Source organism: Cellulomonas sp. Root137 (assembly GCF_001426725.1).
Taxonomy (GTDB): domain Bacteria; phylum Actinomycetota; class Actinomycetes; order Actinomycetales; family Cellulomonadaceae; genus Cellulomonas.
Genome location: NZ_LMFG01000002.1, coordinates 126,307 through 145,191, shown reverse-complemented (window position 1 = coordinate 145,191; position 18,885 = coordinate 126,307). Strand labels below are relative to the sequence as shown.

Below are 18,885 nucleotides of genomic sequence, written 5' to 3'. Positions count from 1 at the left end.
AGTGCCCGGTACGCGACTCGAGCTGCGGTCCGACTGCGCCCGCTGCGTCGGCCTGTGCTGCGTCGCGCTGCCGTTCGCGCGCTCGGCGGACTTCGCGTTCGCCAAGCCCGCGGGCGTTCCGTGCCGGCACCTCGCCTCGGACTTCCGGTGCGGCATCCACGCCACCCTGCGTCAGCGCGGCATGGCCGGGTGCACCGCGTACGAGTGCTTCGGTGCCGGCCAGCACGTCACGCAGGAAACGTTCGCAGGGCGCAGCTGGCGCGAGGACCCTGAGCTGGCCCGTGAGATGTTCTCGGTGTTCCCGGTGGTCCGGCACCTGCACGAGCTGCTCACCTACCTCACCGAGGCCATCGCGATCCCCGAGGCAGCGGCTGTCCACGTGGACCTGGCACGCGCTCGCGACGAGATCGCGGCGGACGCCGACGGCGACCCTGCGCGGCTGGCGGAGGTCGACGTCGCAGCACGCCGCCGTCAGGTGGGTCCGCTGCTGGAGCGGGCGAGCGCCCTGGTCCGCGCCGACCGACCCGGACCGTCGCACCGAGATGCGGACCTCGTCGGAGCCCGGCTCGGCGGCGCCGACCTGCGCGGGGCGGACCTGCGTGGCGCCTCCCTGCTCGGCGCGGAGCTGAGCGGAGCCGACCTGCGCCGGGCGGACCTGCTCGGCGCGGACCTGCGGGGTGCCGACCTGAGCGGCGCCGACCTGTCGGGCGCGCTCTTCGTCACCCCGCCGCAGGTGGCGTCGGCACAGGGCGACGCGGCGACCCGGCTCCCCCGCGACCTGCTGCCGCCCGCGCACTGGTGATGTCGAGAACCGGAGGGCGGCTCCGACCACCTCACGAAGGACGCCGGGCACCCGGCCTCGCGTCCCCCGACCGGAGGTACTGAGATGCAGTCCATCAGCCCGTTCCTGTGGTTCGACGACCAGGCCGAGCAGGCCGCCGAGCACTACGTGTCGATCTTCCCGAACTCCCGCATCGTCTCGGTCGCCCGCTACGGCGAGGGCGCCCCGCAGCCGGCCGGGACGGCGTTCACCGTGAGCTTCGTTCTCGACGGCCTCGAGGTCCAGGCGCTCAACGGTGGGCCGACGTACTCCTTCACCGAGGCGTTCTCGATGCAGGTGTCCGTGCCCGACCAGGCGGAGTGCGACCGCGTGTGGGACGCCCTGACCGCGGACGGCGGCGAGCCGGGGGCCTGCGGCTGGCTCAAGGACCGCTGGGGCCTGTCCTGGCAGGTGATCCCGACCGTGCTGCCCGAGCTGCTGGGCGACCCCGACCCCGGACGTGCGGGCCGCGCCCTGAACGCGATGCTCACCATGAGCAAGCTCGACGTGGCCGCCCTGCGCGCGGCGGCGGACGGGGTCGAGGTCGCGACGGCCTAGGCCCCTCAGCCGAGGTCCGCGACCGCCGGCACCGCCGGGGCGACCGCGTCCCGCACCCACGCCGACAGGCTGGTGGCCGGCGGTCGCAGGATCACGGTCTCGACGCCGAGCTTCGCGTACGGCGTCATCTGCTCGACGAACGTGTCGACGTCGCCGGTCAGGAGCGTGTCCCCGCCGTGCAGCAGGGTGACCCGGATCTCGGCGGGGTCGCGGCCGACGTCCTCGCAGTGGCCGTTCAGGACGTCGAGCTTGTGGGCGACCTGCTCGGGCGTCGTCGCGAAGAGGTTGCAGGCGTCGCCGTACTGGGCCACCAGGCGCAGCGTCTTGCGCTCACCGCCACCGCCGATGAGGAGCTCGGGACGCGTCAGGGGCTGGGGCGAGCAGAGGGTCTGCGCCAGCTGGTAGTGCCTGCCGTCGAACGGTCCGTCGTTCGTCGGGTCCCACATCTGGCGGCTGATCTGGAGCGTCTCCTCGAGCCGCTCGAACCGCTCGGCCAGCGGCGGGTACGGCACGCCGAGCCCGCGGTGCTCCTCCTCGTACCAGGCGGCCCCGATGCCGAGCGTCGCGCGCCCGCCGCTGAGCACGTCGAGGGTGGCGACGATCTTGGCCAGCAGCCCAGGGTGCCGGTACGTCACGCCGGTGACCAGGACGCCCAGCTGCACGTTCGACGTGACACCGGCCAGGTAGCCGAGAGTCGTGTAGGCCTCGAGCATCGGGTCCTCTGCGGGGAACCCGGCCGCCGTCATCTGGAAGTAGTGGTCCATGACGGAGACCCAGGCGAGCCCAGCCTCCTCGGCCGCCGACGCGGTGTCGGCCAGCTCCTGACGCAGGGCGGACGTCTCGACCGAATCGAACCGCATGAGGTGGACACCGACGCGCATGGAAGCTCCTTCGACCGGGGGTGTACGTGCACCCTGCCCCTTCGAGTGCGCTCGAAGTCAAGCGGGTCAGCCGACCACCCAGTCCGAGAGCACCAGCAGGATCACGTCGACCGCCGCGACCGCGATCGCGAACGTGAACGGCAGCCGGCTGCGCCCGCCGCTCAGCGCCAGCACGGCGCCCGCGAACGTCAGCCCGACCGCGAGGACGAGCGCGCCGGCGGCGATCGCGCGCGGTGGACCCGGCGGCGCCAGGACGAGCAGCACCGTCGCGCCGACGAGCGCGAGCGCGGTGCCGATGCTCGTCGCCGTGCCACCCACCAGGTGCGGCAGCCCGCGCACGCCGGTGGCCCGGTCGTCCTGCAGGTCCGGCACCACGTTGGCACCGTGCGCACCGATGCCGAGCAGGGCGCCCGCCGCCATCGCCCACCACGCGGCCACCGGTGCACCGGGCAGGGCCAGCGCGATGGCCAGCGGCAGGAACCCGAACGAGAACGCGTAGGGCGCCCAGGACCACACGGTGCTCTTCAGGCGTGCGTTGTAGGCCCAGGCGGACGCGACCGTCGCCAGGTGCACCAGACCCGCCCGCCACCCGAGCGCGAGCGAGAGGACGACGCAGGCCGCGGCGGCCGCGAGCGCGGCGGTCCGGACGGTCGAGACGCGCAGGCGGCCGGTGCCGACGGGCTTGTCGGTGCGGCCGACCGCCGCGTCCCGCTCGGCGTCGATCCAGTCGTTCGACCAGCCCACCGACAGCTGCCCGGCGAGGACCGCCGCGCCGACGAGGGCGGTGGTCAGCGGGGGCGCACCGGCGCCGGCGGCCATGGCGACCGAGAAGACGCTGACCGCGACTGTCGGGCCCGGGTGGCTCGCCAACGCGAGATCACGGGCGCCTGGATGCCCTGAGCCCTCGGTCACGGCGTCATCGTCGCAGGTCGCACCTCACGCGTGGGACCTTGCGGACTTGCGCCCGCATGGCACGATGCCCGAATGGTGCGTATCGCCTCGATCGCCCCCGTCCTCCCCCGGCACGTCCACGCCCAGAGCGAGATCACCGCCACGATCGCCCCGCTGCTCTCGTCAGACCCGCGACGGAGCGCCACGATCGGGCGGATCCACGCCGCCACCGGCATCGAGACGCGCCACCTGGCCCTGCCCCTGGACGAGTACGCCGGGCTCACCACGTTCACCGCAGCCAACGACGCGTTCGTGCGCGAGGGCACCACGTTGGCCGCCGAGGCGTGCCGGCAGGCGCTGGCCTCCGCCGGTCTGGACGCCGCCGACGTCGACTTCCTGCTCTTCACCTCGATCACCGGCATCGCGACGCCGTCGCTCGACGCGCTCCTGGTCGAGCGGGTCGGCCTGCGCCCGGACGTCAAGCGGCTCCCCGTGTTCGGGCTCGGCTGCGTCGCGGGCGCCGCCGGGATCGCCCGCGTCCGCGACTACCTGCAGGGCCACCCGCAGGACGTGGCGCTCCTGGTGTCCGTCGAGCTGTGCTCGCTGACGCTCCAGCAGGGCGACGACTCGATGGCGAACATCGTGTCCAGCGGGCTCTTCGGGGACGGCGCCTCGGCGGTCGTCATGGTGGGCAGCGACCGCGCCGCGCAGGTCGAGGGGGGCGTCGACGTCGTGGACGCCCGGAGCGCGCTGTACCCGGACAGCACCGACGCGCTCGGCTGGGACATCGGCGGCAGCGGGTTCCGGATCGTGCTGGCGGCGAGCCTGGCCGACCTCGTGGAGCAGCACCTCGGCGCGGGCGTCATCGACCTCCTCGCGGCGCACCAGCTCAAGGTCGCCGACGTGGGCACGTGGGTGGCGCACACCGGCGGACCGCGCATCCTTCAGGCGGCTGCCCGCGCGCTGGGCCTGCCTGACGAGGCGTTCGCGGCGAGCTGGCGGTCGCTGGCACGGGTGGGCAACCTCAGCTCGTCCGGCGTCCTGCACGTGCTGGCCGACGAGCTCGCCGCCGGTGGTCAGATCCCCGGCTCCGCGGGCGTCCTGTTCGCCATCGGTCCGGGCGTCAGCACCGAGACCGTCCTGCTGCGCTGGCCCGAGGAGCCGTAGGTGATCTGGTACGACTGGCTGATCGTCGTGGTCGCGCTCGAGCGCCTGGCCGAGCTGGTGGTCTCGCAGAGGCACGTGACCTGGGCGTTCGCGCACGGCGGCGTCGAGACGGGCAAGCGCCACTACCCGCCCATGGTCGCCCTGCACACCGGGCTGCTGGTCGCGTGCCTGGTCGAGGTGCACGTGGCCGACCGGCCGTTCCTGCCCGCGCTGGGCTGGACCGCACTGGCCCTCGTGGTCGCCGCGAACGCGCTGCGCTGGTGGTGCATCGCCACGCTCGGCAACCAGTGGAGCACCCGCGTCATCGTGGTGCCCGGGATCGCCCTGGTGAGGCGGGGGCCGTACCGGTGGCTGAGCCATCCCAACTACGTCGCCGTCGCCGTCGAGGGCGCCGCACTCCCCCTGGTGCACACCGCCTGGGTCACGGCGGTCGCGTTCACCGTGCTCAACGCCGTGCTGCTGCTCGGCTTCCGGATCCCCACCGAGGAACGCGCGCTGCGGTCCGTCAGCCCGGCCGCGGCATGACCGACGCCGACCTGCTGGTGATCGGTGGCGGACCGGTCGGGCTCGCGGCCGCGATCGAAGCACGCCTGGCGGGGCTGTCGGTCATCGTCGTGGAGCCGCGGGCCACCCCCGTGGACAAGGCCTGCGGCGAGGGGCTCATGCCCGGCGCGGTCGCGGCTCTCTCCCGCCTCGGCGTGCACCCCGAGGGCCACACGCTGACCGGCATCCGGTACCTGCGCGGCTCGGTCGTCGCCGACCACCCGTTCGCGATCGCACCCGGTCTCGGGGTCCGGCGGACCGTCCTGCACGCCGCCCTCGCCCGCCGCGCGGCCGAGCTCGGTGCCGTCGTCGTGGCCGGTCGGGGTGGCGCCGTCGAGCAGGACGAGTCCTCCGTCTGGTGCGCGGGCATCCGCGGACGCTGGTTGCTCGCCTGCGACGGCCTGCACTCGACCGTCCGCCGCCAGGTCGACCTCGCGGTCCAGCGTCGTGCGACGGGTCGACGGTTCGGCGTCCGACGGCACTTCCAGGCGGAGCCGTGGACCGACCGGGTGGAGGTGCACTGGGGTCGGACCGTCGAGGCGTACGTGACCCCGGTGGCGGACGACGTCGTCGGGGTGGCGCTCCTCGGACCGGCCCGCCACGACTTCGACGCCACGCTGGAGACGTTCGGTGCCCTGCGCCGCCACCTCGGCGCCGCGCAGACGCTCGGGCCCGCCCGCGGGGCCGGTCCCCTGCACCAGCAGACCCGCCGCCGCACCGCGGGGCGCGTGCGGCTCGTGGGCGACGCCTCGGGCTACGTCGACGCCCTCACCGGCGAGGGCGTCCGCGTCGGGCTGGCGCAGGCCCGCGCCGCCGTCGCCACCCTCGACGACGACGTGCACCGGTCGAACGCGGCCTACGAGAAGGCGTGGACCGCCGCGACCCGGGACTACCGGCTGCTCACCAGCGGCCTGATCACCGCGGCCAGGTCGCCGCTGCGGCGCGGGATCGTGCCCCTGGCCGCCGCGGCACCGGGGCTCTACGGCGCGGTGGTCGAGCGGCTCGCCCGCTGAGTCAGGCGGTGAAGAGCGCCGGTCCGTCCGGAGGCAGTGCGCTCTCGATCCGCCGGTGCATCTCGGCGGACATGGGCGGGAGCGCGTCGAGCGGGAACCAGGCCGCCTCGGTGTTCTCGCCGTCCTCCGGGAACGGTTCGCCCGACACGTACCGGAACCGGAACGTGAGGTCGAGGTACTGCGCGTGGTCGCCGTTCTCGTAGGTCATCGGCGGCAGCGCGTGCACCGAGGCCAGCCGCTCCGGGACGGCGACGACCGACGCCTCCTCCAGCACCTCGCGCGCCCCCGCCACCGCCGGCTCCTCGCCGGGGTCGACGATGCCCGTCACGGGGGTCCACGCGCCGTTGTCCGAGCGCTTCACCAGGAGCACCTCGTCGCCGCGCAGCACGACCGCCGTCACCCCCGGCAGCCAGAGCAGGTGGTGCCCGACGGCGGAGCGCAGGGCCAGGACGTACTCGGGGGTCGGCACCGGCCGATCGTACGAGGACCGGTTCGGTGGCACGCGCGGGTCGGGGGACAATGGACGCCTCCGATCGCGAAGGACCTGTGCCGTGAACCAGCCCCGCATGAACGTCGAGTCGTTCAACCTCGACCACCGGACCGTCGTCGCGCCCTACGTGCGCCTGGCCGACACCAAGCAGCTGCCCGCCGGTGACGTCATCCAGAAGTACGACGTCCGCTTCACGCAGCCGAACGTCGCGCACCTCGAGATGCCGACGATCCACTCGCTCGAGCACCTGTTCGCGGAGCACTCGCGCAACCACTCCGAGCGGGTCATCGACTTCTCGCCGATGGGCTGCCAGACCGGGTTCTACCTGATCCTGCAGGGCGAGTGGGCGTACGACGACGTGCTCGGCCTGGTGCAGGACACGCTCACCGACATCACGACGGCCACCGAGGTACCGGCAGCCAACGAGGTGCAGTGCGGCTGGGGCGCCAACCACACGCTCGCCGGTGCGCAGGACGCGGCGCGGACCTTCCTGGGCGCGCGGGAGCAGTGGAGCACGGTCACCGCATGATCGCCGTCGACGCGGTCATCGTCACGGCGATGGCCGACGAGGCCGCGGCCTTCGTGAACCGGGCGGACGTCGTCGGCGACCCGACCCCGATGGGCCACGCCGAGCACCGGCTGCTCACGATCTCCGGTCGCCAGGTGCTGCTGGTGCAGTGCGGCATCGGGCTCGTCAACTCCGCGACCGCGGCCGCCGTGGCCATCCAGGGCACCCACCCGCGCGCGGTGATCAGCGCGGGGAGCGCCGGCGGGGTCGGCAACGGCGTGCGCGTCGGCGACGTCGTCGTCGGGTCCGAGTACCTCTACTCCGGCGCCGACGCGCGGGCGTTCGGGTACGAGCTGGGGCAGGTGCCGGGCATGCCCGAGGTCTACGAGGCGGAGCAGATCCTGCACGACGCCGCTGCGACCGCGACCGTCGACCTGCGCGTCCTGAGCGGCACGATCCTGTCCGGCGACGCCTTCATCGACGCCAGTCGCATCGACCGCATCCGGACGGCGTTCCCGTCGGCCATGGCCACCGACATGGAGTCCGCCGCGCTGGCGCACACCGCCCACCTGTACGGGGTCCCGTTCCTGTCGGTCCGCGGCATCTCGGACCTGTGCGGTCCCGTGGCGGGGGCCGACTTCCTCACGCACGTGGACGACGCCGCCGACCGCTCGGCCACCGTCGTCATCGAGGTGCTGCGGCGCCTCGCCGTCGGCGACATGGTCCACTCCCGCTGACGCTGCGCCGGGCGCCCGACACACCGGATCTGCCCGGTCTTGTCCGCTCGCGCACCCGGGGCCCTAGTCTGACCGGGTGAGGCCCGAGCACTCGGGCGTCCACAGGGGGAACGCGCTCGGCGCGGTGCTGCTGGACGCCAAGCTGGCCGTACCGGTTCATCGAGCCGGCACGGTGAGTCGTGGCGCACTGGTCGGGTCGGCGCGAGCGCGGGGCAGGCGGGTCGTCGGCATCACCGCCCCGGCGGGCTACGGCAAGACGACCCTCCTCACGGAGTGGCTGCGGCTGGAGGACCGCCCGGTCGCGTGGGTGTCGCTCGACCGGTTCGACGACGACCCCGCCCGCCTGCTGACCGTGCTGACCTCGGCGTGCGTGCGGCACGGTCTCGTGGACCCCGCCGTCGAGGACGAGATGGGCGGTACCCGGGCCTCCGTCCTGGCCCGCTCGGCGCCTCGGCTCGCCTCCGCGCTGCGGTCGAGCCCGCTCCCGTTCGTGCTCATGCTGGACGACCTCCACGAGATCCGGTCGTCCGCGTGCCACGACGCGCTGGGCGTGGTCATCGCCGGCGTCCCACCCGGCTCGCAGCTGGTGGCGGCGAGCCGTGACGAGCAGCCGCACATCCCGCGCCTGCGCGCCCTGGGCGACACGTTCGAGATCGGGCCGCGTCACCTGGCGCTCGACGCGGCCGGCACCCGGACGGTGTTCGCCGCCTCCGACGTCGACCTCTCCCCCGAGGCGGCGATCGCGGTCACCGCGCGCACCGAGGGCTGGCCCGTCGGCGTCTACCTCGCGTCGCTCATCGCCCGCGACGGTGGCGGCGACGGGGTCGCGATCACCGGTGACGACCGGTACGTGGCCGACTACCTGCAGCGGGAGGCCTTCGGCCGGCTGACGGCGGACGCCCAGCAGTTCCTGCTCCACACCGCCGTGCTCGAGCACCTGAGCGCACCCCTGTGCGACGCGGTGCTCGACGAACCCGGCGCCGACGAGCAGCTGCGCCGGCTCGAGGCGACGAACGTGTTCCTCGTCCCTCTCGACCGCCGGCGGGAGTGGTTCCGGTACCACGCGCTGTTCCGCGAGTTCCTGCTCTCCGAGCTCCAGCGGTGCGAGCCCGACGGCGTGCGCAAGCTCCAGCTGCGCGCCGCGGACTGGTACGAGGCCCACGACTCTCCCGCGCTCGCGGTCGAGCACCTGCTGTCGACCGACGAGCGGGACAGGACCGCGATCCTGGTGGCCACCCTGGCGAACCCCACCTACCAGTCCGGGCAGATCGCCACGGTGCAGCGGTGGATCGACGAGCTGGGCGCCCCCGCGGCCGAGGCCTACCCTCCGCTGGCGCTCATGGCCGGCTACGTGGCGGCGTTCACGGGGCAGACGCAGCAGGCGCAGCGCTGGGCGGCCGTCGTCGACGCCGCGTCGTTCCCGCACGTTCCCCCCGACGGCAGCGCCTCGTTCGACTCCGCGCGCGCGATGCTCCGCGCGCTCATGTGCGCGCACGGACCGCAGCAGATGGAGCAGGACGCCGAGCTCGCGCTGCGCCTCGAGCCCGAGTGGAGCGTCTGGCGCGACAACGCCCAGGCCATGGCGGGCGAGGCCGCCCTGCTCGCCGGGGACGTCGAGCGTGCCCGGTCGTTGTTCGCGTCGGCGATCGAGTCCCCGACCGGGAACGTCAATGCGGACACCCTCGTGTTCGCGGCCGCCGAGCTCGCCCTGCTGGAGATGGACCACGGACGGTGGACCGAGGCGGCGACCCTGCTGGCTCCGGGGCTGGGGGTGCTCGAGACCCATCGCATGCAGGACTACGCCACGTGCGTCCTGGCGCTGGCCGCCGCCGCCCGGCTGGCCCTGCACCTCGGCGACGCGGAGGAGGCCCAGCGGCAGCTGACCCGGGCGATGCGCGCCCGGCCCGTGTGCACCTACGTGATCCCCTTCATCGCCGTCCGCACGCGCCTCGAGCTGGCCCGGGTGTGCTGGGGGCTGGGCGACCAGCCGGCCGCGCAGCACCTGCTGCACGAGATCGACGACGTGCTGCTCCGCCGACCCGAGCTCGGCACGCTGGTCGAGGAGGTGGGAGCCCTGCGCGCCGCGCTCTCGTCGGCAGCCCCCTCGCGTGCGCCGGGCGTCTCCCCGCTCACCCCGGCCGAGCTGCGGCTCCTGCCGTACCTGCAGACGCACCTGACGATCCGCGAGATCGGCGACCGGCTCTTCGTCTCCCGGAACACGGCGAGCTCGGAGATCGGCTCGATCTACCGCAAGCTCGGGGTGTCGTCCCGGAGCGAGGCGGTCCGGCGGGCGACCGCGATCGGCCTCCTCGGGGCGTAGCGCCGTCAGTCCCCCGCACCGTCCGAGGGCTCGATCACGTCGAACCCCAGGGCGAGCGCGAGCTTGGGAGCCGCCGCGACGACGCAGGGCAGCCCGACGATCGGGATGATCCCCGCCACCACGTCGACGATCTCCCCCGCGGTCGCGCCGGCGCCCACCGCGGCGTCCGCCTCGGCCCCGTAGCTGGGCTGCGCGCCACCGGTGGCGACGAGGGCGGCGATCCGGGCGAGCGCCAGCGTCCGGACGTCGAGCTCATGCGGCTGGGCCTCCAGGGGGTCGTCGTCCTCGAGGTGCCTGTCGTTGAGTGCCAGCCGACGCAGTCGCTCGATGTAGTCCACGGTCCACCTCCGTCGTCCCATGGAGCCATGCCGCGGCTGTCGGCGGCATCACGTAGATGGGATGAAAGGGATCTTCATGCGTTCTGCATGACGACTCGCGGGCCCGCCGCGTCCGACAGTGGCGGTGTCCCCAGCGGGGACCGACGACGAGGACGCCCCCCGAGGGGGCAGGAGAGGCGGCGGAGGATGACGGAGGACAGCACCGATCTCGAGGAGATCGGTCCGATCGACTACCTGGTGATCCAGCTCCCGACCGCGAGCATGGACGGGACCGCGTTCGAGCACCTGCTCGACCTGGTGGGCCGCGGGCTGGTCCGCGTCCTGGACCTCGCGTTCCTGAGCAAGGCAGCGGACGGCAGCGTGTCCGGGGTCGCGTTGGACGAGGTGCCGGGGGGCGTCAACCTGACGTTCTTCGAAGGGGCGTCCTCCGGTCTGCTGGGCGACGACGACCTCGAGGAGGCCGGCGCCGCCCTGGACCCCGGGACGACCGCCGCGCTGCTGGTCTACGAGAACGTCTGGGCAGCGCCGTTCGCCACCGCGTTGCGCCGCAACGGCGCCCAGCTGGTCGCCAGCGGTCGCATCCCCGTGCAGGCGCTCCTCGCCGCCATCGACGCCACCGAACCCGTCGCCTGACGGGCGATCGACAGCACACCGAGAGGACGAGACCGATGCCAGGACTCATCCGCGGGGTCGCCCGCACCGCCGCCATCGCGGGGACCGCGACGGCGGTCTCCAACCGCGTCTCCCGACGCCAGGCGGGCCGCTGGGCCGCCCAGGAGGCTCCACAGGAGGCTCCGGCCCCCACCTACGCCGCACCACCGCCGCCGCCTCCGCCACCGGCAGCAGCGGCGGCACCGCCGATGGACGACAAGCTGGCGCAGCTCGCCCAGCTGGGCACGCTGCGCGACTCGGGAGTCCTGACCGACGCCGAGTTCGAGGTCCAGAAGGCCCGCATCCTCGGCGGGTACTGACCACCGAGTTTCCGACACCGAGAGAGACGAGACGTCCGTGGACACGTTCGCGCAGTGGTTCTGGCTGATGGTCTGGTGGTTCCTGTTCTTCGCCTACCTGGTGATCCTCTTCCAGATCATCGGCGACCTGTTCCGCGACAAGGAGCTCAGCGGGTGGCTCAAGGCGGTCTGGATGATCGCGCTCGTGTTCCTGCCCTTCCTCACCGCGTTCATCTACGTGGTCTCCCGCGGTCGGAGCATGGCCGAGCGGCAGACGGCGGCGATGGTCCAGGCCAAGGAGGACACCGACACCTACATCCGGGGGGTGGCGGGCAAGTCGCCGGCCAGCCAGATCAGCGACGCGAAGGCGCTGCTCGACCAGGGGGCGATCAACGAGCAGGAGTTCGCCACGCTCAAGGCCAGGGCACTGGCCTGACCTCGGGCGCCCGGGTGGTCGGAGGGGACCACCCGGGACCGCCCGGGGGCCGACGAGGACGGTGAGCCGTGGACGACGCGCAGGACGACCACCCCACGGGCTGGCATCGGCATCTCGAGCTCGTCGCGACGATCCTGCTGGCCGTCGCGACCGTGACGACCGCGTGGTCGGCGTTCCAGAGCAGCAAGTGGGGCGGTTACTCGACGGCCTCCTACAGCGCCGCGACGGCGGGCCGCACGCTCTCGAACCGGTCGGCCACCCTGGCCGGGCAGCAGACGATCATCGACGTCACGCTGTTCACGGACTGGCTGGCCGCGGTGAACGAGGAGCAGGGCCAGGTCCTTCCGCCGTCGTACGTGCCGGACCCGACGACGTACTCGGGGTTCCTGTACGAGCGGTTCCGTCCCGAGTTCCGACCGGCCCTGCACGCCTGGCTCGCCGAGGACCCGGCGACCGATCCCGAGGCGCCGCCGAGCCCGTTCGCGATGGACGAGTACGTCCTCGCCGCCGCGCAGGAGTCCCAGCGACTCGAGTCGTCCGCCGACGCGTCTGCCACGATCGCTCGTGAGGCGAACCAGCGGAAGGACAACTATGTGCTCGCCACGGTCATGTGCGCGTCGGTGCTCTTCTTCTGCGGGATCGGCGGCAAGCTCAGCTCGGTCCGGAGCCGCACGGCGATGATCGTGCTCGCGGGTGTGTTCCTCCTCGCGACCATCGGCGTGCTGGCCACCTACCCGGTGCGCTTCGGATGAGCGTTCTCGCGTCGGGCGCGCTCGCCCTCGCGATCACCGCACTCACCGTGGTCGCGATGCTGCTCGTCCGACGCCGCTCCCCCGAGGGCAGCTGGTTCAGCGACGGCGACCGCGCGTCGGGCGTGTTCGGCGTCCTGGCCACCGGGTTCTCGGTGCTGCTCGGCTTCATCATCTTCCTGGCGTTCCAGTCCTACGACGAGGCCCGCTCCGGAGCCCAGCTCGAGGCCGAGCTCGTGGCCCAGCAGCTGCAGACCGCGCAGCTGATGCCCCAGGACGTGCGCGACGAGCTCACCGGCGAGCTCGTCTGCTACGCCCGCACGGTGGTCCGGACGGAGTGGCCCTCCATGGTGGCCGGGACGATCGGCGACTCCGTGAACCCGTGGGGCGTCGCGATGTTCCAGACGTTCCGCGACGTCGACCCGCAGACGAATGCCGAGCAGTCGGCGTACGACCGGTGGGCCGACGAGACCGCCGACCGGCAGCAGGCGCGTCAGTCGCGGGTGCACGGCGCGGAGGGCCTCATCCCGCTGCCGCTGTGGATCGTGCTGTACATCGTCGCGGGCGTGATCTTCGTCTACATGCTGTTCTTCGCCGACTCGGCGGAGCGGGCGCCCACCCAGGCCGTCCTGATGGGCAGCGTGACGCTCGTCATCACGCTCCTGCTGCTGCTCATCGGCTTCTTCGACCATCCGCACGGGCCCGGCGTCGGCAAGCTGCAGCCGATCGCGATGGAGCGCACCCTCGCGCTCATGGAGACGCAGGGGGCCGCCATCGGTCTCGACCTCGACCCGCCGTGCGACGCCGACGGCCGGGCCGGCTGACGCGCCATCCCCGCAGGACGGGCGACACCGGCGGAGCGCACTACCCTCGGTCCGTGGTCGTGCGACGCCGGACGACCGACGCACCGAGAGGCAGGAACGGATGACCCAGACCCACGCCGTGCGCGTCCACCCCAGCGCTGACCGGCTGGCCCGGACCGACCAGCTCGCGTGGAAGATCGCCGAGGTCGCCGCCGACCCGGTCGAGGTCCCGGACGCCGTGGTCGACATGATCATCAACCGGGTCATCGACAACGCCGCCGTCACGGTCGCGTCGCTGACGCGCACCCCCCCGTCCACCGCCCGGGCGCAGGCGCTCGCGCACCCGTACGCGGGGCCCAGGCACGGCGCGACCGTCTCCGGCGTCGCGCCCACCACCCGCGTCAGCCCCGAGTGGGCGGCCTGGGCCAACGGCGTCGCCGTGCGTGAGCTCGACTACCACGACACGTTCCTCGCGGCCGACTACTCCCACCCGGGCGACAACATCCCGCCGATCGTCGCCGTCGCGCAGCACACCGGCCGCGACGGCGCGGCCCTGGTGCGGGCGATCGCCACCGGCTACGAGATCCAGGTCGACCTGGTCCGCGCGATCAGCCTGCACCAGCACAAGATCGACCACGTCGCTCACCTGGGCCCGTCGGTCGCCGCCGGTCTCGGCACGCTGCTCGGGCTGTCTCCCGAGGTGATCTTCCACGCGGTCGGCCAGGCGCTGCACACGACGACGGCCACGCGGCAGTCGCGCAAGGGCGAGATCTCGTCGTGGAAGGCCTACGCCCCGGCGTTCGCGGGCAAGGTCGCCATCGAGGCCGTCGACCGGGCGATGCGCGGTGAGACGTCGCCGACCCCCATCTACGAGGGCGAGGACGGGGTGATCGCCTGGATGCTCGACGGTCCCGACGCCGCGTACGACGTGCCGCTGCCGGCGCCCGGTGAGCCCAAGACGGCGATCCTCGACACCTACACCAAGGAGCACTCGGCGGAGTACCAGTCGCAGGCGCTCATCGACCTGGCGCGCAGCCTGCACCGCGAGCGTCCGGACCTGACCAACCCGCACAACGTGGCGTCGATCGTCATCCACACGTCGCACCACACGCACTACGTGATCGGTTCCGGCGCCAACGACCCGCAGAAGTACGACCCGACGGCGTCGCGCGAGACTCTCGACCACTCGATCCCCTACATCTTCACGGTCGCGCTGCAGGACGGCGTGTGGGACCACGTGGCCTCCTACGCGCCCGATCGCGCCGCTCGACCCGACACCGTCGAGCTGTGGCAGAAGGTCACCACCACCGAGGACCCCGCCTGGACCGCCCGGTACCACTCGAACGACCCGGCGCAGAAGGCGTTCGGCGGCCGCGTCGAGATCACGACCACCGGCGGCGAGGTCGTCGTGGCGGAGCTCGCCGTGGCCGACGCCCACCCGCTGGGCGCCCGGCCGTTCGCCCGTGAGCAGTACGTGGCCAAGTTCCGCTCGCTCGCCGCGGGCGTCCTGGACCAGGCCGAGATCGAGCGGTTCCTCGACGTCGCCCAGCGGCTGGCCTCCCTGAGCGCCGACGAGCTCGCCGGCCTGACGGTCGTCGCGCCCGCCGGGCTGCTGGAGTCGGTCGTCACCCCGGAAGGACTGTTCTGATGCTCTACGCGACCACCACGCCGGCGGACAAGCGCGTCGCCCTGCGCGAGGGTCTGGCCTCCGGCCGGCTCCTGCAGCTGCCCGGCGCGTTCAACCCGCTGTCGGCGCGGCTCATCGAGGCCAAGGGCTTCGACGGCGTCTACGTCTCCGGCGCCGTGCTGTCCGCGGACCTGGGCCTGCCGGACATCGGCCTGACGACCGCCACCGAGGTCACCCAGCGCGCCGGCCAGATCGCCCGGATGACCGCGCTGCCGTCGATCGTCGACGCGGACACCGGCTTCGGCGAGCCCATGAACGTCGCGCGCACCATCCAGGGGCTCGAGGACGCCGGCCTGGCCGGCTGCCACATCGAGGACCAGGTGAATCCCAAGCGCTGCGGGCACCTGGACGGCAAGGCCGTGGTCGACGAGGACACCGCGCTCAAGCGCATCCGCGCAGCCGTCGACGGTCGCCGCGACCCGAACTTCCTGGTCATCGCCCGCACCGACATCCGCGCGGTCGACGGCCTGGCAGCCACGGTGGACCGGGCCAAGGCGCTGGTCGACGCGGGCGCGGACGCGATCTTCCCCGAGGCGATGACGGGACCCGACGAGTTCGCCGCCGTGCGTGCCGCCGTCGACGTGCCCCTGCTGGCCAACATGACGGAGTTCGGCAAGGGCGAGCTGCTCACGGCCCGCCAGCTCGAGGACATCGGCATGAACCTCGTGATCTACCCGGTCACCCTGCTGCGCCTGGCGATGGGCGCCGCGATGGCCGGCCTGGACACCATCCGTGCGGAGGGCACGCAGGCCGGCCTGCTGGACCGCATGCAGACGCGCGCCGAGCTGTACGAGCTCCTGGACTACGAGGCATACGGCACCTTCGACGCGAACGTGTTCAACTTCAAGCTCTGACCAGCAGGAACGTCCCGTCAACGACGATGGAGGCAGACCGTATGACCGAGTCCGACACCCAGATCCACAAGGGCCTCGCCGGCGTGGTCGTCGACACCACCGAGATCTCCTCGGTCGACGCCGAGAGCAACTCGCTGCTGTACCGCGGCTACCCCGTCCAGCAGCTCGCCGCGCAGCGCTCGTTCGAGGAGGTCGCCTACCTGCTGTGGCACGGCGAGCTGCCCGACGCCGCCCAGCTGGCGGACCTGCAGGCGACCGGACGGTCGCAGCGGGTGCTGGACGACACGGTGGTCGACGCCGTGCTCGCGCTGCCGACCACCTGCCACCCGATGGACGTCGTCCGCACGGCGGTCAGCGTGATCGGTGCGCACGACGCGACCGAGCAGGACTCGTCGCGCGAGGCCAACCTGGCCAAGTCCGTGCACCTCCTGGCCCAGATCCCCGGGATCGTGGCGCTCGACCAGCGCCGCCGCCGCGGTCAGGAGCCGGTCGCACCGCGCGACGACCTCGGGTTCGCGGAGAACTTCCTCTGGATGACGTTCGGCGAGGTGCCCGACCCCGTCGTGGTGCACGCGTTCGAGGTGTCGATGATCCTGTACGCCGAGCACTCCTTCAACGCGTCCACGTTCACCGCGCGGGTCATCGCGTCGACCCTGTCCGACCTGCACTCCGCGGTCGTCGGCGCGATCGGCGCCCTCAAGGGCCCGCTGCACGGCGGCGCCAACGAGGCGGTGATGGCCACGTTCGCGGAGATCGGCACGGCCGACCGGGCCGCGGACTGGCTGGACGACGCGCTCGCGCACAAGCGCAAGATCATGGGCTTCGGTCACCGCGTCTACAAGCACGGCGACTCCCGCGTGCCGACGATGCACGAGTCGCTGGTGACCCTCGTGGAGCACTACGACCGCCCGGACCTGCTGGACCTGTACACCGCGCTCGAGACCGCGATGACCGAGCGCAAGAACATCCTGCCGAACCTCGACTACCCCACCGGACCCGCGTACCACCTCATGGGCTTCGACACCCCGACGTTCACCCCGTTGTTCGTCGCCAGCCGGGTCACGGGGTGGACGGCGCACGTGATGGAGCAGCTGAGCGCGAACTCGCTGATCCGGCCGCTGAGCCGGTACGTGGGACCAGCGCGGCGGGACGTGCCGTAGGCGCGAACACCACGGTGCGCTGCAGCTGGTAGCTGGCCGCGAACAGGGCCACCTCGGTGAGCACCTTGGCCGGCAGCAGGGCGATGCCGACGCCCGTCAGGGCGGTGAGGATGCCGAAGTTCGCAGCGAGCAGCGTGGCTGCGAGCACGCCGTACTGGGTGGCGGCGGCGCGCAGCGACTTGGCGCGCCCGCCGGCGAACACGAGGCGACGGTTGGCCGCGAAGTTGACCGACGAGCTCAGCACGCGTGCCGCGACCACGGACGGCAGCAGGGCCCCCGTGACCGAGAAGAGGGCGAGCAGCGTGACCGTGTCGACCAGGAACGACCCGAACGACGACAGCGAGAACCGCAGCAGCGGCGCGTACACCCGGGCGGAGTCGATGACGGGCCGGAAGTGCGACGACGCGTTCTCGTCCAGGTAGACCGTCTCGATCTCGACCTCCTCGACCGCGATCCCGTCCTGCGACGCGCGCAGCAGCAGGTCCAGCTCGTACTCGAACCGCTCGCCGTCCACCGTCCGGAGCCACCCGAGCATCGAGGCCGGGTAGCCGCGCAGGCCCGTCTGGGTGTCGTGCACGGGCAGCCCGGTCGCCGTCCGGACCAGCACGCCGGTGACCGCGTTGCCCCACCGGCTGCGCAGCGGCACGTGTCCGGTGAAGCGTCGCGCCCCGAGCACCATGGCGCCGTCGGACGCGGTCACCCGGTCCGCGACCCGCAGGATGTCCTGCACCAGGTGCTGGCCGTCGCAGTCGGCGCACACCACGTCGCTGCCCGGCCGGTGCTCGGCCAGCCAGGCGAACCCGGCCTTCAGGGCGTGGCCCTTGCCTCGGTTCGTCGTGTCCGCCAGCACCGTCGCACCCAGCGCGCGGACCTCGTCGAAGGTCGCGGCGAAGCGGGGTCCGCTGCCGTCGTCGACCACGAGGACGTCGAGGTCGGCGCAGCGCAGGGCGGCCACCACGGACACCAGCCGGCCGTCGGGCTCGTACGCCGGGATCAGTACGTACATCGTCATCAGCCTGCGATGTACAGGATGTCGGAGGTGCCGCGCTCCTGGCCCTTGCCGAGCGGGTTGTTCACGAGCGCCCCGTCGAAGTACATCGTCGACGAGCCGCCGCCGTCGATGTTGTACGCGGTGCTCGCCCCGAGGTCCTGCATGATCTCGGCGAGCCCGGTGAGCGTCACCCCGGCGCTGTAGCCCGGACTGCGCCCGTCGACCACCACGAACACCAGGTGGTTGTCGTCGATCACCCCGATCGCCGTGCGCGGTTGCTCGCCCTGGATCGAGTGGTTGCCCACGTTGGTGTCGACCTCGACGTCCTCGATCCCGTCGACCACCTGCCCGTCCTCGAGCAGCGCCGGCCCGAACGACAGGGTGTTCCAGACGCCCGCGGCCACCAGCTCGTCAGCGGTCGTCGCGGTCTCGTCGTACACCTCGACGTGCCCGTCGGTGTAGAAGGCGAGGCCCTCGCGGGCGCCCTCGTCGCGGTAGACCACGCCGTTGCGGATGACGATCCCGGTGTCGCGGAACCCGTAGTAGTCGCCGTTGACGGCGAACACCGCGCCGTTGTCGGCGGCGATGTCGGAGGTGTCCTCGGTGATGTTCAGTCCGAAGCTGTTCTGCGCGAACGCCGACCGCAGGGCCGTCGCGTCGGTGAGCGTCACGTCGGCGACGTAGTACGTGACGGTGTCGTCGCCCGATCCCGTGGTCACCGTGGAGACCGAGACGGCGGACGACGAGGACTCGTACGAGGTGTCCGTGAGCACGGCGTCGGCGGACGACGAACCCGCGGACGCCGTCGTGCCCTGGCTGGCCTCGTACGCCTGCACGTCGGAGATCTCGACGTGCTCGATCACGAACCGGTCGAGCGCCCACGCGCCCGCGCCGACGACGGACAGCGAGAGGGTCAGGACACCGACCAGTACGGTGCGGCGAAGGGGGGTGCGCTTCTTCATGCCCCTTGTCTAGGGAGCGGGACTGTC

The 18,885-nt window shown here is 72.7% G+C and carries 22 protein-coding genes; 16 read left to right on the top strand and 6 right to left on the bottom strand.

What is annotated here, in order from left to right; all coding sequences use genetic code 11:
- The first annotated feature begins 1 nt into the window (after position 1).
- Positions 2 to 802: a pentapeptide repeat-containing protein gene (locus tag ASD18_RS13100; protein ID WP_056092571.1), complete on the top strand. Its 801-nt coding sequence runs from the start codon at positions 2 to 4 to the stop codon at positions 800 to 802.
- An 84-nt stretch (positions 803 to 886) separates the two neighbouring features.
- Positions 887 to 1,378, top strand: coding sequence for a VOC family protein (locus ASD18_RS13095; RefSeq protein ID WP_056092568.1), 492 nt, complete (start codon positions 887 to 889; stop codon positions 1,376 to 1,378).
- A 5-nt stretch (positions 1,379 to 1,383) separates the two neighbouring features.
- On the opposite strand, the gene ASD18_RS13090 is transcribed toward ASD18_RS13095, so the two are convergent.
- Positions 1,384 to 2,259, bottom strand: coding sequence for an LLM class F420-dependent oxidoreductase (locus ASD18_RS13090; RefSeq protein ID WP_056092564.1), 876 nt, complete (start codon positions 2,257 to 2,259; stop codon positions 1,384 to 1,386).
- A 66-nt stretch (positions 2,260 to 2,325) separates the two neighbouring features.
- Positions 2,326 to 3,171, bottom strand: coding sequence for a UbiA family prenyltransferase (locus ASD18_RS13085; RefSeq protein ID WP_056092559.1), 846 nt, complete (start codon positions 3,169 to 3,171; stop codon positions 2,326 to 2,328).
- A 72-nt stretch (positions 3,172 to 3,243) separates the two neighbouring features.
- Here ASD18_RS13085 and ASD18_RS13080 point away from each other — a divergent pair, with 72 nt between their 5' ends.
- From ASD18_RS13080 to ASD18_RS13070, 3 genes are read left to right on the top strand one after another with little or no spacing between them, the layout of a single operon-like run.
- Positions 3,244 to 4,317 (top strand): type III polyketide synthase, encoded by a 1,074-nt coding sequence (locus ASD18_RS13080; protein WP_056092556.1) that lies wholly within the window; start codon positions 3,244 to 3,246, stop codon positions 4,315 to 4,317.
- Entirely contained in the window at positions 4,318 to 4,842 is a 525-nt protein-coding gene (locus tag ASD18_RS13075; RefSeq protein WP_056092553.1) for an isoprenylcysteine carboxyl methyltransferase family protein, read from the top strand.
- Positions 4,839 to 5,873, top strand: coding sequence for an NAD(P)/FAD-dependent oxidoreductase (locus ASD18_RS13070; RefSeq protein ID WP_056092550.1), 1,035 nt, complete (start codon positions 4,839 to 4,841; stop codon positions 5,871 to 5,873). The genes ASD18_RS13075 and ASD18_RS13070 overlap by 4 nt, the downstream gene beginning before the upstream one ends.
- 1 nt (position 5,874) lies before the next feature.
- Here the strand turns inward: ASD18_RS13070 and ASD18_RS13065 are convergent, their stop codons facing one another.
- Complete coding sequence (locus ASD18_RS13065; protein ID WP_056093598.1) at positions 5,875 to 6,342, bottom strand: NUDIX domain-containing protein; 468 nt, start codon at positions 6,340 to 6,342, stop codon at positions 5,875 to 5,877.
- Positions 6,343 to 6,439: 97 nt separating this feature from the next.
- On the opposite strand from ASD18_RS13065, the gene ASD18_RS13060 reads away from it, so the two are divergent.
- The 3 genes from ASD18_RS13060 (at position 6,440) to ASD18_RS13050 (ending at position 9,928) form a co-directional block, all read left to right on the top strand.
- Positions 6,440 to 6,892 carry an S-ribosylhomocysteine lyase gene (locus ASD18_RS13060; RefSeq protein WP_056093595.1) on the top strand — a complete coding sequence of 151 codons (453 nt, stop codon included), beginning with the start codon at positions 6,440 to 6,442 and terminating at the stop codon, positions 6,890 to 6,892.
- Entirely contained in the window at positions 6,889 to 7,608 is a 720-nt protein-coding gene (locus ASD18_RS13055) for a 5'-methylthioadenosine/adenosylhomocysteine nucleosidase (RefSeq protein ID WP_056093590.1), read from the top strand. Before ASD18_RS13060 ends, ASD18_RS13055 begins: the two co-directional genes overlap by 4 nt.
- Positions 7,609 to 7,684: 76 nt before the next feature.
- Positions 7,685 to 9,928 (top strand): LuxR C-terminal-related transcriptional regulator, encoded by a 2,244-nt coding sequence (locus ASD18_RS13050; protein ID WP_056092548.1) that lies wholly within the window; start codon positions 7,685 to 7,687, stop codon positions 9,926 to 9,928.
- A gap of 5 nt (positions 9,929 to 9,933) precedes the next feature.
- Here ASD18_RS13050 and ASD18_RS13045 read toward each other — a convergent pair whose 3' ends face one another.
- Positions 9,934 to 10,266: a carboxymuconolactone decarboxylase family protein gene (locus ASD18_RS13045; RefSeq protein ID WP_056092544.1), complete on the bottom strand. Its 333-nt coding sequence runs from the start codon at positions 10,264 to 10,266 to the stop codon at positions 9,934 to 9,936.
- Between the two features lie 186 nt (positions 10,267 to 10,452).
- Here ASD18_RS13045 and ASD18_RS13040 point away from each other — a divergent pair, with 186 nt between their 5' ends.
- From ASD18_RS13040 to ASD18_RS13005, 8 genes are all read left to right on the top strand, one after another.
- Positions 10,453 to 10,899, top strand: coding sequence for a DUF6325 family protein (locus ASD18_RS13040; RefSeq protein ID WP_056092541.1), 447 nt, complete (start codon positions 10,453 to 10,455; stop codon positions 10,897 to 10,899).
- Between the two features lie 35 nt (positions 10,900 to 10,934).
- On the top strand, positions 10,935 to 11,237 hold the full coding sequence (locus tag ASD18_RS13035; protein WP_056092538.1) for an SHOCT domain-containing protein: 303 nt from the start codon (positions 10,935 to 10,937) through the stop codon (positions 11,235 to 11,237).
- A 37-nt stretch (positions 11,238 to 11,274) separates the two neighbouring features.
- A complete protein-coding gene (locus tag ASD18_RS13030; RefSeq protein ID WP_056092535.1) occupies positions 11,275 to 11,652 on the top strand; it encodes an SHOCT domain-containing protein in 378 nt (125 codons plus the stop codon).
- 68 nt (positions 11,653 to 11,720) lie between these two features.
- Entirely contained in the window at positions 11,721 to 12,404 is a 684-nt protein-coding gene (locus ASD18_RS13025; protein WP_056092532.1) for a hypothetical protein, read from the top strand.
- Positions 12,401 to 13,225, top strand: coding sequence for a DUF4239 domain-containing protein (locus ASD18_RS13020; protein ID WP_056092529.1), 825 nt, complete (start codon positions 12,401 to 12,403; stop codon positions 13,223 to 13,225). The genes ASD18_RS13025 and ASD18_RS13020 overlap by 4 nt, the downstream gene beginning before the upstream one ends.
- 100 nt (positions 13,226 to 13,325) lie before the next feature.
- On the top strand, positions 13,326 to 14,852 hold the full coding sequence (locus ASD18_RS13015; protein ID WP_056092526.1) for an MmgE/PrpD family protein: 1,527 nt from the start codon (positions 13,326 to 13,328) through the stop codon (positions 14,850 to 14,852).
- Entirely contained in the window at positions 14,852 to 15,745 is an 894-nt protein-coding gene (gene prpB / locus ASD18_RS13010) for a methylisocitrate lyase (protein WP_056092523.1), read from the top strand. Before ASD18_RS13015 ends, prpB begins: the two co-directional genes overlap by 1 nt.
- 41 nt (positions 15,746 to 15,786) lie before the next feature.
- Positions 15,787 to 16,905 carry a bifunctional 2-methylcitrate synthase/citrate synthase gene (locus tag ASD18_RS13005; protein WP_056092520.1) on the top strand — a complete coding sequence of 373 codons (1,119 nt, stop codon included), beginning with the start codon at positions 15,787 to 15,789 and terminating at the stop codon, positions 16,903 to 16,905.
- Here ASD18_RS13005 and ASD18_RS13000 read toward each other — a convergent pair.
- Together ASD18_RS13000 and ASD18_RS12995 are read right to left on the bottom strand one after the other, a co-directional pair.
- Positions 16,805 to 17,917, bottom strand: coding sequence for a bifunctional glycosyltransferase family 2/GtrA family protein (locus ASD18_RS13000; protein WP_235522391.1), 1,113 nt, complete (start codon positions 17,915 to 17,917; stop codon positions 16,805 to 16,807). The genes ASD18_RS13005 and ASD18_RS13000 overlap by 101 nt on opposite strands.
- The gene (locus tag ASD18_RS12995; RefSeq protein WP_056092514.1) at positions 17,917 to 18,858 is read right to left on the bottom strand and encodes a phosphodiester glycosidase family protein; all 942 of its coding nucleotides are present in this window, start codon (positions 18,856 to 18,858) and stop codon (positions 17,917 to 17,919) included. The genes ASD18_RS13000 and ASD18_RS12995 overlap by 1 nt, the downstream gene beginning before the upstream one ends.
- Positions 18,859 to 18,885 lie beyond the last annotated feature (27 nt).